Here is a 14,128-nt window from a genome sequence, read left to right as displayed (position 1 = left end):
AAATTATATCTAAATTAAGCATATATTGAAAAGCCTTCAGTTTCCGCTTCATTTGCATTCTTTTTGTCCAAAATAGCAAAGAGTGCTTTTGTATAATCTTCTGTACTCATAGCAGATGCGTCTATCTCTTTCATCTCTGAAACGGTTTGCATTCTCTGCTCCTTGTCCATAGAACTAAGTTGCTCTATTAAGCTGTTTTTATCATCAGTAGAGAGACTTTGCATAATGTCTTTCATACCGCCTTGCCCATTACCACCGCCCGAGCCGTCCATTTTTCTCATCTGCATCTGCTGCATCTGGTTTGTTGAAGTTACATCCATAATAAATTCCTTTATATTTTCTGCTTAAAAAAGAGGAGCGTTCAAAGAAGTTATCTTCTTCTTCCGCCACCGCCTCCACCGCCGTTTGAACCCTTGTACATATTGCCTGTACCATCTTGTGGACCCTGTTTAGAGCCGCCTTTTGAGTTGTTCTCTTTAAAGGTGTCTCTCTCCTCTTGACTCATGTTTTTAACACGGCTTTGCATCTCAGCCTTGAGAGCATCACGCTCCTCAGCAGGAACCGATCCTCGCATACTTTGCAACTCTTCCGTGCTCATAAGAGAGTAATCGGTAGCAAAAGACATACCAACTAACATAATTGATAACATTGCTATTTTTCTCATGCTTTTGTAATCCTTTTTTTTAGTTTTGTTTATGGTAACACTAGTTTGTGAAAAAGGTGTGAAGAGGATTTATAAAATATCATCTTCTTCTATTTCGTGAAAAACTATACCTCTGTCTTGTATCTTCATGATTCTGTCACAATATGGAAGAATCCTTTCATCATGTGTAACTGTAATAATTGCCACATTTTGTTCTCTTGCAATTTTTTTGAGCATCTTTATAACGCTCACAGACCTCTCGCCATCAAGTGCCGCTGTAGGCTCATCTGCCAGAATAATCTGCGGGTTGTTGGCTAACGCACGTGCTATGGCGACCCTTTGATTTTGTCCGCCTGAGAGCTGAGATGACATGTTGTATGCCTTATCGGCGATCTCAAGATACTCCAAAAGCTCCATCGCCTTTTTTTTCGCATCCGCTTCGCTTACTTTGTTGGCTTGCGGAAGAAGCGTAATGTTTTCTAAAACATTTAAAAAAGGTATGAGATAGTGAGCTTGAAAGATAAAACCGATCTTCTCTCTTCGGATGCGGCGGGTATCTTTTGCCATCCATTTGTCTTTATATACCATCTCTTCGCCAAGCCATATCTCCCCGCTTGTGGGTTCTAACACGCATCCAATCATCATTAGAAGTGTAGTTTTTCCCGCACCGCTTGGAGCAATGAGAGCGACAACTTCACCTTTTTGTATCTCAAATGATGCGTTTTCTATAACTTTGACAAGGTTTTCATCTTTGCCGAAATTTTTGACTAAGTTTTTAACTTTTATGGCGCTCTGCTCGCTCATATCATCCTCCGATCGCCGCTGCAGGATCGGCGCTTATAACTTTTTTGACACCCACAAAAGAGGCTAATATAGAAGCTATAATGACTACTCCAAAGAGTATCCAGGCATCAGGGATCTGAAGCACTACAAGTTTGGGAAACTTATCATAAACAAGATGAGAGAAAATATTTCCAAAGATAAATGCAAATACTCCAAGCAAAATAGTCTCTTTTACGATCATGGAGATGATGAGGGAGTTGGGAAGCCCCATAAGCTTCATGATGGCTATCTCTTTCATCTTCTCCAGCGTCATGGTGTAGATGATAAGTGCTATGATTATAGTCGAGACTACCACGAGGATCACGGTAAAGAGCCCTATCTGTTTTGAGGATTTCTCAATAAGGTTTTTAGTGAGTATCTCTTTTTGCTGCGCAGCTGTATAGACGCTTTTGTGCTGCCATTTTTGTATATCCTTGGCTACTTCATCTATGTTATACCCGCTCTTCACCGTTGCAACAATCGTATTTACCAAAAAAGAGTCTGAGCTTTGAACTCCTCTGGCGATATTGTTTTGAATCTCTTTGTTTGAGTATAAAAACTGCAGCTCCTGCGCATCTTTGAGGCTAATATATACAAGAGGATCGCCGCCGTTTGAGACGGTGTTGTGCGTAATGCCCACAACGGTATAAAAGTTGCGCCCAAGCTCTATTTTCTCGCTAAGTTTAAAGCCAGTCTTGTCGGTCACTACTATCTCATAATGGTCGCTCTTTAACTCACGCCCTTTTATCAATCTTTTTGGATTTATAGGATTTATCGCTCCATAGATGTCATACCCGACGGCTACGACTCGAACGGGTTTTTCGATGTGAGGAAGCTGGATATTTTGAAAGGTCATAGCTTCACTTTTATCAACCCCCTGCATGACATAGATAATGTTTTTTAGGTCTTCATGTACTCTTGAAGACTCTGCAAAGGGTCCCATGGTATTTTCCTGAACTATCCACAGATCCGCACTTATGTCATCAAGCAATATCTCGGCTTCAACCATCATGCCACGGTAGACCCCGATCATGATAAGAACGATCCCAAGCAGCATTCCCACTCCCATGGCTGTCACTATGAACTTGCCAAGAGTGTGTTTTATATCTCTAGCGGCTAAATTTATCATCTATATATCTTCATCCCATCGCTTAGGGGTCTATTGCCGCCGTTGTAGAGGAGCAGTTCGCTCTGTTGGTTTATGCCCGAAGAGACGGCAGCCTCTTCATTATTTTGTGCCAAGATAGAAATCTCCTGAAAATAGGCATTCTCGCCTTTTGCTACCCAAACCCCTTTTTTTCCACTCTTTGTAACAACAAGACTAAGTGGAATTTTTATAGCGTTTTCATATTTTGCCACTTCAATCTCTACTTCAGCCTGTTCGTTGATATAAAAAGAGTTTACAGGCGCATCAAAACCTATTGCGATCTCTCTCTCAAGTGTAACAAGGTTGCTAACGGCAACGATCCTCTCTACGGTTCCCCTAAGCTCACTATCTGGCTTTGAGCGAAGTTTTATAGAGGCTTTGTGCCCCAGTTTTATTTTGCCGGCAACTCTCTCGTCTATGTTTGTTTTTACCCAGAGTGTTTTTGGATCGACTATTTTAAATATAGGAGTTGATGGCAGAACATATTGCGCCGCTTCCGCTTCTTTGGTTACAATATAGCCGTCCGTAGGCGAGTAGATCTTAAGCCGCGTTATCTTCTCTTCAATTGCCTCTATGCTCTTTTTTAGGCGCAGCTTCTCGGATGTTGCAGAAGCTATCTGTGCCTTAGAGGCATCAATTTGCGCATTGATATTTTGAAGGTCGCTCTTTGCTTTGTCGTACTCCGCTTGCGTAGCAAATTTCTGTTCCATAAGTTTTTTGTAACGCTCATATGTTGTTTGTAGAAGCACTTTTTGCGCTTCAAGACTTTTCAATGTGCTTTTAGCGGAATCTATTTCATGTTTTGCTTTTTGCTCAGAGAGTTTTGCTTCATCAAGAAGCATAGGAAGCTCAACAGGGTCAATGCTTAGAAGTAGATCTCCTTTTTTTACCCACATCCCCTCGTCAAAGTAGATATTTTCTATCTTCCCGCCGCTTTGTGCCGTGATGGTATATATATTTTTAGCATCTACATTTCCGATGCCGCGAATGGTTACATGAAGGTCACCGATAGTCGGTTTTGTAGTGGCAAAGGTTGATTTTACAACATACACTTTATTGTAAAAAATAGCCGCTCCAATGGTTATTAAAATGACGATAAGAGCATATTTTATCAATTTGTTCATCTAACTTCTCCTTTTAGATACTCAAGTCTGTTTATTGTGTTGTTTATAGAAAATTTGGCTTCAAGAAGTCCAAGCTCGGCGTAGAGATGTACAGAAGCGGCATCAAGAACTTCTATGTAGGTGGACAACCCCTCTTTGTATCTTGCCTCGACTATCTTTTTAGTAGCCATTGCCGACTCTATAAGTGATTCTTTTGCTTTAATGGTGTGTCTGTATCTCTCTAGATCGATAAGTAGAGTGGATACTTCCTCCTCTAGAAGAAGTTTTTGCGCATTGTAAGACTCTTTTGCCATCTCTTTTGATATTTTAGCCTGCTGTGACTCTGCGCTTATTCTGCCGCCGCTGTAAATTGGGATGCTGAGTGTGACACCGACAAGCGAAGTGTCGTATTCGTTAAGAGTGTCTTGATGCGTATAAGATGCAACGGCATCGATAGAACCGTAGTTTGCAGCCTTTGCAGCTTCATAGAGCAGGGCATCTCTTTGTATCTCCTCTTTTGAGCCTTTAAGCAAAAAGTTCTTTGCCAAAATATCTTTAATAAGCAGATTTTTATTTTGCTCTTTTGGCGGGGTGCTCTCTTTTAAAGTGCTATTTTTATCTATCTTCTCTCCTATGTAAAGAGAGAGTGAAGAGAGCGCTTTGTTTAGGTCTGCTTGTGTTACGGCGAGGGCATCTTGGGCAATATAGAGCGCGCTTAGTATGCTTGAAGCGTCCGCCTCCGTTTTTAATCCCTCTTTAACAAGAGCAAGGGATTGTTTATAAAGCTCCTCTTTTGTCTGGAGATCTTTTTGCCTTGCTTTAAGCGCTTTTGTTTGAAGAAGTGCTAAGTTGTAGTAATTTTTTACCTTATAAATAAGAAGAGCTTTTGCATCCTCTAAGGTAAAATCGGCTCTGTTTTGCTCTTTTTTATACGCTTTTATGGTTGAGGTTGTTTTATCAAAATCATATATTTTTTGATTTAACTGTGCGCTTACTTTGTAGCTGTCATCTTCGATGGTATTAAACTGAGAGTTTTGCGGCATTACAAACGTGTTGATGGGGTTATACTCCGCACTTAGGTTTATCTGCGGCAGATAGTCCGCCTTTGCGATATCTACATAACTTTTGCTTTTTGAAACACTCAAAGAGAGTCTTTTGATATCGGGATGGTTTTTCAGAGCCTTATCAATGCACTCATCAAGTGTGAGCTCTCTGGCGTGAGCAAGAGAGAAAAAAAGGTAAAAAGATAGAAACAGAAAATTTTTCATAACAGAGACTCTTTTTTATTTTAAATTATAATAACTATTATAAATCAGATATGTGAAATCTGTGTGAAGTATCTATTTAGAGCTATATTAAAAAGCGAACTATCAAACTTCATAGGTTACTATATCAAAAATATATTGTAAAAAGTTTAGTTTATGAAAAATATGATTTATAGATCAAGTGTCGGAGATCTCGATTTAAGTAAAATAACACGGCTATACCCCGCAGTAGTTGTGGACTTGAACGGTGAGGTCGCAGAGATGAGTCTGGAGTGGGCAGAGCTTTACGGTGAAAAAGTAAAGCTTAAATCTTACATTTTGGTTTTTGATTTCACTCCTGTACATGAAGAGAAAAAAAATAGAACAATTTTAGAGTTTAAGACAAAAGATGAGCTGATGTCGGCCATGCAAGAGGTGTCACAATTTTTTCAAAACTGATTTCGCGTGATACGCACAAGGTATTTTCTATCGCAATTCCTGCGGCACTAAAACATCTTGTAGATATTCTTCAGATCCTTGTAGATATGCTTATGATCGGTATGGTAAGCGTCTCCGCACTTGCCGCTGTTGGTATGAGCATGCAGTTTATGATGATCATAAACGTTCTTATGACACTTTATGTCGTTGGCGGAAATGCACTAATATCCCGTTTTATAGGAGAGGGGAGAAAAAGAAGGGCTTCGGCACTGCTCTACTCGCTTGGGATTTTTGCGGTAGTGCTCTCTGTTTTTGTCACGATCGCCGGCTATACAGGGAGTGAGTATATCTACGCACTTATGGGTGCGCAAGAGGATGTTGTAGAGCAGGGCGCACTATACTTTAAGATAATCTCTCTTGGAATAGTCGTTATATTTATCGACACACTTCTGTATAACGCGCTCTCGGCGGCGGGAGATACTAAAAACTCTCTATATATTAAGCTTGTATCCACTGCAATAAACGCATTTTTAAACTATGTCCTTATCTTCGGTCATTACGGCTTTGAGGCGATGGGGATAGAGGGGGCGGCGTATGCGACCGTAATATCTTACTGTTTTAACGTCGTTGCATATTACATCCTTATAAAAAAACCGCACTCAAAGCTCAATATCATCCCTATCATAAGAGTAAAAGATCTTATCAGGGTTTGGCATGTGGGATGGAGCGCGGCGCTTGACCGCGGAATCTCAAGCATGTCCTTTCTTGTTTTTGTAGCCATAATCGCCGCTTACGGAACAGAAGAGCTAGCAGGGTATCAGGTCGCTCTTCGTATAGAGGGAATTGCGTTTATGCCCGGTTTTGGTTTTTCTATAGCAGCAATGGCACTTGTGGGGCAGAGTCTGGGAGCAAAAAATATAGGTAGAGCCTACAATATGGGTGTAATAAGCGGACGAATAGCCTATATATTTATGGGAAGTGTGGGTGTTTTTCTTATTCTCTTTCCCGAGTTTCTGGTTAGCTTTTTTACAAAAGATGCAGCTACGATAGCAGTGGCTTCATACTACCTTATACTTGTAGGAGTTGCCCAGATACCGCTTGCGATAATGTTCGTCTATTCGGGGGCACTGCGTGGAGCAGGAGCTACAAAAACTACGCTAAAGGTCAATGTGCTTTCGCTTTGGATATTTAGAGTGATACCCTCATATATAGCCTATAAAATGGGTTACGGGATCATTGCTATTTTTGTGATAATGAATATTGAGACGCTTATAAAAGGGTTGATATATGTCTATATTTATCAAAAGAGGAGCTGGCTCTACACCAAGGTGTAGGTGCTAGAAGAGTTATCTTCTACCGCCGCCTCTGCTACCCATTGAGCCGCTGTTCATATTAGAGCCGTCTTGTGCGCCGTTCTTGTACTGATTTTCATATTTGTACTGACTTTTCTTCTCCTGCTTCTCTTTGTTTCTGTTTCTATCTTGGTTCATCTCGCCAGAACCGCTCTCTTTTTGCATCTGCTGCATCTTCTGCTCATGAGCTTGAAAACTCTCCTCTGCAATAGATAGTGTAGTGAAAAGTGCGACTGTCAATAGTATCTTTTTCATTGTTTATCCTTTTGTTTTTGGTGCTAAAAGTATTATATAAAAGTGTTAGTGATATATAAGTAAAAATAAATTAAAACTTTAGAATGAAAAGGGTACAATTATGACTAAATTATATAGAGTGAGAACGGCATGAGTGTCCCTAATCAGACAAGACGCAATACACTGATATTAACTTCAATTGTACTTGGAGTGGCATGGGCCGTCGTTTATCTTTTTTTAAACTATCAGATAAGCAGTTCAATTGAGAAGCAGTTTCAACGGGTTGCGGCGTCTGCTAAAAACCTATTTGAGGTCAATCTTGAGCATGACAAGATAGAGCTTGAACTAAGACTTGATAAACTTATAGCTTCAAAAGGTCTGGCAAAAGCAGTTTCAAGCAAAGATCATGAAAGCATAGCTTCGATAGTCTTGCCACTTTATAACGAGCTAAAACTTATTCAAAACTCCGTTAATATACTTACATTTCGCACAAATGAGGGCATAACTCTATTTAGAGCGCACAAACCTCAGTATTTTGGTGATAAGTTAAATAAGAATAGAACTCTTATGACAGATACGAACACTATGCAGCGCTCATTCAGCGGTTTTGAAGTAGGCAATCTTGAGATGACATACCGTATAACAAAGCCTATCTTCTACAATGATGTTTATGTCGGAAATGTAGAGCTTGGAATATCTCCAGAGAATTTCTTAAAAAATCTAAACTCCATTTTTGAAGCCGATATCGGTGTTGCAGTAAACAGCTCTTTGATGAATGTTCTCATAAACAAAGACGGCATAGCGATAGGTGAGAACTACATACTTATAAAGGGTAGTGAAAATCTAAAAAAACACCTAGAACATGAGCATAACGAGGATGCAGAGCTCTACAAAATAGATATGAGCATTCCTCTAAATAACCACCTGTCTAAAACACTCGGCCATCTGGTCATTGGATTTGATATGTCTGGAGTCGCAAAAAAAGATAGAGAGTTTATGCAACATCTATTTTTTATGATCGTTGTTATTATGCTTATTTTGGGAGCCATCCATCATATTGGCTTTAGCAAGATGCTTGAGTACTTCTCCAAGCAGGTCTATACCGACCATCTGACAACTCTTTTAAACAGGCATGCGCTCAATGACAATCTGCTATCTTTAGAAAATAAGGTGCTTATCCTCAGCAACATAAAAGAGTTCAGCCTTATTAACGAAATATACGGCGTTGATGTAGGTAACGAGATACTTATCAGAGTTGCAGAAGCATTTGATGAGTTTGCCAAAAAATATAACTTTGATGCATATAGGATCTCTTCGGATGAGTTTGTACTTTTAAAAAAAGAGGATAACTTTGAGGGTGATGAGTATTGTAAAATTATTGAAGAGCTTCATAATAAACTTAGCTCTCTTAAAATATTTGTGGTAGGAGTTGATGAGGCTATTAGCATTGAGATATATTCCGGTATGGCGTTTAATGACAAACATCCGCTTGAAGATGCTCAGATGGCTATTAAAAAGGCTAAAAAGCAGTCATTGCCTTATCTGATGTACTCACAGAAGGTCGATACAAAAGAGTATTCACAAAATGTTATGAGAGTGAAGCGGTGTGTAAAATATGCACTGGAGCATAAAAATGTTATCCCGTTTTTTCAGCCTATAACAGACAGAGACGGAGTAGTTATAAAGTATGAAGCTTTGGCTAGAATAGTGGAGTTTGACGGCGGTGAGAAAAAGATATTGCCACCGTGTGAGTTTTTGGATATTTCGATGAACAGCGGTCTTTACATACAGATAGCAAAAGAGATGCTGGTGCAGAGTCTTTCGTTTTTTGCCAAGCGAAGCGAGAAGATCTCAATAAACTTTCTGCCAAACGACTTTTTCAATACCTCGATGATGGATACATTGATGGAGCAGATCAAAGAGTTTGACTCTCCGCGCAGAGTAGTTGTAGAGATAACTGAACAAGAGGGTGTAGAGAACTTCAAGATGCTCAGAAAAGTTGTTGAAAAGCTGCGTGAGATGGGTGTACAGATTGCCATAGACGATTTTGGAAGCGGTTATGCAAACTATGCGCATATTCTGGAGATAAAGCCAGATTATCTAAAGATCGACGGCTCTTTGATACAAAATATATTGACAGACAGCGACTCTCAAATCTTGGTAAAGAGTATAATCCGCTTCGCACAGGAGTTAAATATAACTACCGTTGCGGAGTTTGTCGAGAACGAGAAGATATTTGAACTTCTAAAAGAGTACGGCGTAGACGAGTTTCAGGGGTACTACTTTGGGCGTCCTGTAGATCTATGCTCTATAATCAGCCCTTTACCCCATCAGCCCGAGGAGCTGTTAAAAATCTAAAAAAGAGCTTTATATAGATTATAAACGGAAGCGTCCATATAAGCGATGAGTAAAGATAGAGCTCATCCGAATAGTTCTCAAAAAACGGTATAGAGCCTCTCATAAGAGTTGCCACAACTACTGCCGCGACCATAGAGTGCGTATATATATTTGACGTTAGGTGACGTCCCGTATGTATCCAGCTGATGATCATCATGACCATAACATAAGAGAGACCAATCCCGCCACTTGTTATAAAGTGTCTAAAGTGGCTTATATTATGCGTATCTTGGGCTAAAATAGCCCATCCCATAAGCGCATAACCCACTCCAAGCATAATAAAAATCAAACTTAAATATATTACATAAGGCTGATTTAGAATAAACTTGTCTTTTAAAATATAGTCGTTCGTTACCGCTAAAATAGCAGCTCCCACGGCGAGCCCGATCCATCCTAAAGCGGAGTTGGCAGGGTATAAAAACTCTACAACGCTAAAAAGGATGACACTAAAGGCGGCGAGGTTTGTTAGCGGAGGACGTGAAACATATACGTCATCTATTCCCTTATCCTCCATCAGCTCATTTACTGCCTCCATATTGACACGTCTAAGTGCCAGAAGTATCAGCACAACATGTCCCCCGAGAGCTATTTTGAGTATATCTATCGGCGGAGTGGAAGCGTGACCTGCCATAGATGCAAAGAACCAAGCCTCAATGATTAAAAGTGCCAATAGCGTATAGCCAAGAGAGGCGTGTCTTTGGAGCTTGTCCAGAACCGCTCTTCTTCCAAACCAGATAAGCCAGCCAAGCATTAAGAGGTTTAAGAGAGCAGTCAAATAGACTCCCGTAACATCGATAAGCCAGAAGCTTATGCGACCCGCCACCCATAATAGAACCACATACTTTAATCTCTTGCCGATAAGGGGAATAAGCCCCGGAAAAAGTTCGGGAAGTCCTGTGCTTAAAAACGCCAGTGCTCCGATGGTAAGTATTCCAAAGAGCATCTCGTAAACGTGCCATACTAAAACATTGTCCATAAAGGGTATGTTTATGGCTCCACTCCAGACAAGCCCCCAAAGAAGCATGGAGATTATCATATATGGAGCAAGAAGTAGAAATACGGGTCTAAATCCATACGCCAAGTATGCAGGTACATCTTTTTCGTCAGGATAGTAGAGATAGTGGTTTGTCGCGTGAAGTATCTGCGGTTTTTCTTCTTGGCTCATTATTTTAGTTCCAGTTCAAATGTGCTTATAATCTCTTCATCTTGAAGTATTTCCGCACTCTTGCCATAAACATATTTGTCATCTCTCTGGTTTTGGATAAGGTCAAACTTGAATTTTTTTACTATATGCCCCGGATCGGCTTTAAGAAGTAGCATCTCATCGCTTAAGCGAATCGCCTCCATCAGATCATGCGTTATAAAAAGTATACTTATCTCTTTTTTGCTTATCATCTCAATTAGCACGCTTTGAAGCTCTTTTTTAAGCCCGATATCAAGTGCAGAAAAGGGTTCGTCCAAAAAGAGCAGAGATGGTTTGACGACAAGCGCTCTTGCAAAGCTAACTCTCTGCTTCATTCCGCCGCTTAAATCCTTTGGAAACTTCTCAAAATCATCCTCAACAAGACCGAAGCGAAGCGCTATCTCTTGCGATTTTTTTATGGCACTCTCTTTTTTCTCTCCTTTAGCGGTTAGTGCCAGAGCGATATTCTCTATGACGTTTTTCCACGGCAGAAGCCTCGCTTCCTGAAAAGCGAACGCACTGCTTGAGAAGGTGTTTGTAACACTTCCCTCCTGAACATCAAGAAGATCGGCGCATAGATGCAGAAGCGTTGTTTTACCGCCGCCGCTAGGACCGACTATCGAGAGGACTTCGCCTTTGTTAAGCGTGAAGCTTATATCTTTTAAAATCTCACTAAAACCAAAATGGTGGTTTAGTTTTTTTACCTCTAATCTCTCCACAGTTCAACCTCTCTTTTTATCGGTTCTAATATTATGTACTCTATAAACATCAGCGAAGCTATCATAATTACGACGATGGAGAGAGCCGTAGGAGTATCAAGCTGGCTTCTCGCCACTGCCAAAGATGCTCCGATGCCATCACTCGTAGCTAAAAGCTCTGCCATGATTACTATCTTCCATGCCATTCCTAGACCGCTTACCCATGCCGGAAAAACGTATGAGAAGATATGCGGAAAATAGACGTCAAAAAATCTCATATGCCACGGAAAATGAAAGCTCTCAGCCATCTCCTTTAAGTCGCCATCAAGCGTGCGTGTTCCCTGAAGCGCTCCGACAAAGATAATAGGAAAAGAGGCGACGATAACCGTAAATATTACGGTCTCATCCCCCATGCCAAACCAGATCATCGCCAAAACTATCCAGGCAATGGGAGGCATACCCACAAGTATGGTTACTATCGGGCGGCTCATCATCGAAGCCGTTGCAAAAAAACCAGCTAACAGCCCAAGAGCGGTTCCTAAAAGAAGTGAGATGCCAAAGCCGATCGAAGCACGGTAAAGCGTTGTCTTTATCTCTGTTATAACAGCCTCATCTTGAAGCATCAAGCCCAGAGTTTTAAAGGTCTCAAGCGGTGAGGGCAGAACCAGATCGCCATAAACCTGATTGCCCACATCCCAAAGTGCAATAAATAGTAGTATGGAAGCGAGCGCTCCCCATCCGCTCCAAAGAAAGGCGGGGAAGTCTTTTAAGATTTTTAGGGCAAACTTCATATATTAAAGTCCGTAGTAAAAACTGTTCTGGGGCAGTTTGCCGCCGATACTTTTAGGCTCTTCTTCTTTTAAGACATTAAAGAAAAACTCTAACTCTCTCTTTGCTTCTGCGGCACTTACGTTTTTAAACCTAATATGCGAGATAGAGTCGCTTATTCCCTCTTCACTTAACATATCAATATTTTTTGCAACCAGTTTACCCGCCTCTTTGGGGTTTGCTCTGTACCACTCAAGTGATTTTGCATACTCTTCTTTAAATCTCTTGATAACATGCTCATCTTTAACATGCCCCATAACGGCAATGCCCGCTTCAGGAACATCACCATTTGTGTCAAATACTTTACCCCACTCATCTTGCAGATCGACGCTTCTGTACAAGTCAGGCGCGACCAGACTGACGGGAAATGATTTTGTCTTACGTAGAGCCATTGAGATGGCAGGCTCAGCTAAGAGCGCGTGGTCTATTCTTCTCATGATAAGCATCTGCATAGCATCAACTGGAGAAGCTACATAGAGAAGCTCAAAATCCTCTTTAGGGTCTAATCCCTCTTTTTTTAGAAGCTGTTTAAATACTATGTCGGGCATATCGGCGCGAAAAGGAACGGCTATCTTTTTGCCTTTGAAATCTTTAAGGGTTTTTAGCGAATTATCGCGGCTTATCATCCCTAAAATCCCCCAAACGGAAACATTTAGCAGTCTTATATCAACGCCTTTGTTGTTGAGTATTGCCGCCGTGTTTGTAGGGATGGCTACAAAGTCCACATCCCCTTTGATAGTCATTGCACGAAGTTCGTCTGGATTTTTCCAAAGTTTGAACTCTACCTTGTCTGCAACATCGCTTAGCGCGTTTGTCTCTATTATATGCAAGATCGGGTGTGAAACGGAAGCAAAGGGGCCAGAGACCACGATCTTGTCCAGTTTCTCGCCCGCAATAAGTGAGTTCGAGCCAAGTAGCAGCAGTGTAAAAACTGTAGAGATAAAACTTTTCATAATAAAAATCCTCGTAAAATTATTGTGTATATTACTAACTATAATATTAATTATCATTGACCATAATCAAGTCAAAACATATAACCAAGTCTAACTATAAATCTCTCTTTTTCAAGGGGCTGATACTCTTTCAGGTCATAATGTGCCAAAAATGAGAGACCTACTCCTATATGAACTTTTGGTTTGCCAAAGGGTAAAAACTCTACTTGAGGTGTCACATAAGCTGCCGTTCCGCTAAAAGCTTTAAACGGAAGCATAGAGCGAAGCGGTGCATTTGTGTCCTCTCCCATGTCCGTCTTTGTATTGTACTTAACATTATACTCAACACCGATATTTAGTTTGCTTGTAACAGCTTTTGTTGTTGAGAGGTTCAGAGCGATCTCATCGCCGAAATCGTAGTCGTTGTGCGCTTTTGGTCTGTGCGTGTACATAGCGTGCGCATCCATTTCCCAGCTCTCATCTAGCATCTTTGTAGTTCCAAGCCCGAGCATATACTCAAACTCTCCCGTTCCCATCTGTGTAGGCATAGGAGTGTTTACGTCATTTGCAATTGCAGGTGCTGTTTTAAATGAGCCGTTTGTAGCACCTGTCGGGAGTTTTACGGCTGCATCAAAAGAGAGCTGATACCCTGCATCGCTCATGGGAACTAAAACATGTCTTGCTGCTAAAACTATGTCACCCAAGCCTTTGTTATCTATGGCGACTTCATTTACGCCAAGCCTTGCCGTAGCTTCGATATTTTTGTAAGGAATGATAGTGCTTATGGTCGTTTTATTTGAGAGACCGTAGCTTAAAGCGACCATGGTAATGTTTGCCGTCGCGTCAAGATTCTCTCTGTTTTGAACCTCACTTGTTCCATCAAACATACTGTTTCTATCAAAATTTATATGCGTCATCGTCATCTTTAGCTTTCCCTCAGGCAGAACCAAGGCGCCGCCTTTTGAGTTAATGGCAGGTATTACATCCGCACTTATAAGTACAGGGGCTATTAAAAGTGATTTTATAAATAGATTTTTCATATTTTTGTTTTCCTTTTATGTAATGATATTCATTCTCAATACGAAAGTGTAGTGGAAGTTGCCTTAA

General features: G+C 40.8%; 15 protein-coding genes. 3 read left to right on the top strand and 12 right to left on the bottom strand.

Features of this window, described 5'->3' with window-relative positions; genetic code table 11:
• Window positions 1–14: 14 nt before the first annotated feature.
• The 6 genes from FCU45_RS06355 to FCU45_RS06330 form a co-directional block, all read right to left on the bottom strand.
• A complete protein-coding gene (locus tag FCU45_RS06355; protein WP_137013454.1) occupies window positions 15–320 on the bottom strand; it encodes a hypothetical protein in 306 nt (101 codons plus the stop codon).
• 50 nt (window positions 321–370) lie between these two features.
• Window positions 371–664, bottom strand: a complete 294-nt coding sequence (locus FCU45_RS06350) for a DUF1104 domain-containing protein (RefSeq protein ID WP_137013452.1) — start codon at window positions 662–664, stop codon at window positions 371–373.
• Between the two features lie 69 nt (window positions 665–733).
• Window positions 734–1,447, bottom strand: coding sequence for an ABC transporter ATP-binding protein (locus tag FCU45_RS06345; RefSeq protein WP_137013450.1), 714 nt, complete (start codon window positions 1,445–1,447; stop codon window positions 734–736).
• A gap of 1 nt (window position 1,448) precedes the next feature.
• Window positions 1,449–2,594 carry an ABC transporter permease gene (locus FCU45_RS06340; protein ID WP_137013448.1) on the bottom strand — a complete coding sequence of 382 codons (1,146 nt, stop codon included), beginning with the start codon at window positions 2,592–2,594 and terminating at the stop codon, window positions 1,449–1,451.
• The gene (locus tag FCU45_RS06335) at window positions 2,591–3,736 is read right to left on the bottom strand and encodes an efflux RND transporter periplasmic adaptor subunit (protein WP_137013446.1); all 1,146 of its coding nucleotides are present in this window, start codon (window positions 3,734–3,736) and stop codon (window positions 2,591–2,593) included. Before FCU45_RS06335 ends, FCU45_RS06340 begins: the two co-directional genes overlap by 4 nt.
• Window positions 3,733–4,983, bottom strand: a complete 1,251-nt coding sequence (locus FCU45_RS06330) for a TolC family protein (protein ID WP_137013444.1) — start codon at window positions 4,981–4,983, stop codon at window positions 3,733–3,735. Before FCU45_RS06330 ends, FCU45_RS06335 begins: the two co-directional genes overlap by 4 nt.
• A 153-nt stretch (window positions 4,984–5,136) precedes the next feature.
• Between FCU45_RS06330 and FCU45_RS06325 the strand changes: the two genes are divergently transcribed.
• Both FCU45_RS06325 and FCU45_RS06320 read left to right on the top strand, forming a co-directional pair.
• Window positions 5,137–5,418: a hypothetical protein gene (locus FCU45_RS06325; RefSeq protein WP_246032258.1), complete on the top strand. Its 282-nt coding sequence runs from the start codon at window positions 5,137–5,139 to the stop codon at window positions 5,416–5,418.
• Window positions 5,403–6,731 (top strand): MATE family efflux transporter, encoded by a 1,329-nt coding sequence (locus FCU45_RS06320; RefSeq protein ID WP_342776141.1) that lies wholly within the window; start codon window positions 5,403–5,405, stop codon window positions 6,729–6,731. The genes FCU45_RS06325 and FCU45_RS06320 overlap by 16 nt, the downstream gene beginning before the upstream one ends.
• Before the next feature lie 12 nt (window positions 6,732–6,743).
• Here FCU45_RS06320 and FCU45_RS06315 read toward each other — a convergent pair whose 3' ends face one another.
• The gene (locus FCU45_RS06315; RefSeq protein ID WP_137013440.1) at window positions 6,744–7,004 is read right to left on the bottom strand and encodes a hypothetical protein; all 261 of its coding nucleotides are present in this window, start codon (window positions 7,002–7,004) and stop codon (window positions 6,744–6,746) included.
• Window positions 7,005–7,133: 129 nt separating this feature from the next.
• On the opposite strand from FCU45_RS06315, the gene FCU45_RS06310 reads away from it, so the two are divergent.
• Window positions 7,134–9,341, top strand: a complete 2,208-nt coding sequence (locus tag FCU45_RS06310) for an EAL domain-containing protein (RefSeq protein ID WP_137013438.1) — start codon at window positions 7,134–7,136, stop codon at window positions 9,339–9,341.
• On the opposite strand, the gene FCU45_RS06305 is transcribed toward FCU45_RS06310, so the two are convergent.
• The 5 genes from FCU45_RS06305 to FCU45_RS06285 form a co-directional block, all read right to left on the bottom strand.
• The gene (locus FCU45_RS06305; protein WP_137013436.1) at window positions 9,298–10,545 is read right to left on the bottom strand and encodes an NnrS family protein; all 1,248 of its coding nucleotides are present in this window, start codon (window positions 10,543–10,545) and stop codon (window positions 9,298–9,300) included. The genes FCU45_RS06310 and FCU45_RS06305 overlap by 44 nt on opposite strands.
• Complete coding sequence (locus tag FCU45_RS06300; RefSeq protein ID WP_137013434.1) at window positions 10,545–11,282, bottom strand: ABC transporter ATP-binding protein; 738 nt, start codon at window positions 11,280–11,282, stop codon at window positions 10,545–10,547. Before FCU45_RS06300 ends, FCU45_RS06305 begins: the two co-directional genes overlap by 1 nt.
• On the bottom strand, window positions 11,270–12,052 hold the full coding sequence (locus FCU45_RS06295; protein WP_137013432.1) for an ABC transporter permease: 783 nt from the start codon (window positions 12,050–12,052) through the stop codon (window positions 11,270–11,272). The genes FCU45_RS06300 and FCU45_RS06295 overlap by 13 nt, the downstream gene beginning before the upstream one ends.
• A gap of 3 nt (window positions 12,053–12,055) precedes the next feature.
• On the bottom strand, window positions 12,056–13,042 hold the full coding sequence (locus FCU45_RS06290) for an ABC transporter substrate-binding protein (protein ID WP_137013430.1): 987 nt from the start codon (window positions 13,040–13,042) through the stop codon (window positions 12,056–12,058).
• 71 nt (window positions 13,043–13,113) lie between these two features.
• Window positions 13,114–14,061: a transporter gene (locus FCU45_RS06285; protein ID WP_137013429.1), complete on the bottom strand. Its 948-nt coding sequence runs from the start codon at window positions 14,059–14,061 to the stop codon at window positions 13,114–13,116.
• Between the last annotated feature and the right edge of the window lie 67 nt (window positions 14,062–14,128).

This window comes from Sulfurimonas crateris, from assembly GCF_005217605.1.
Lineage (GTDB): Bacteria > Campylobacterota > Campylobacteria > Campylobacterales > Sulfurimonadaceae > Sulfurimonas > Sulfurimonas crateris.
This window is presented reverse-complemented; position numbering and strand designations above follow the sequence as displayed.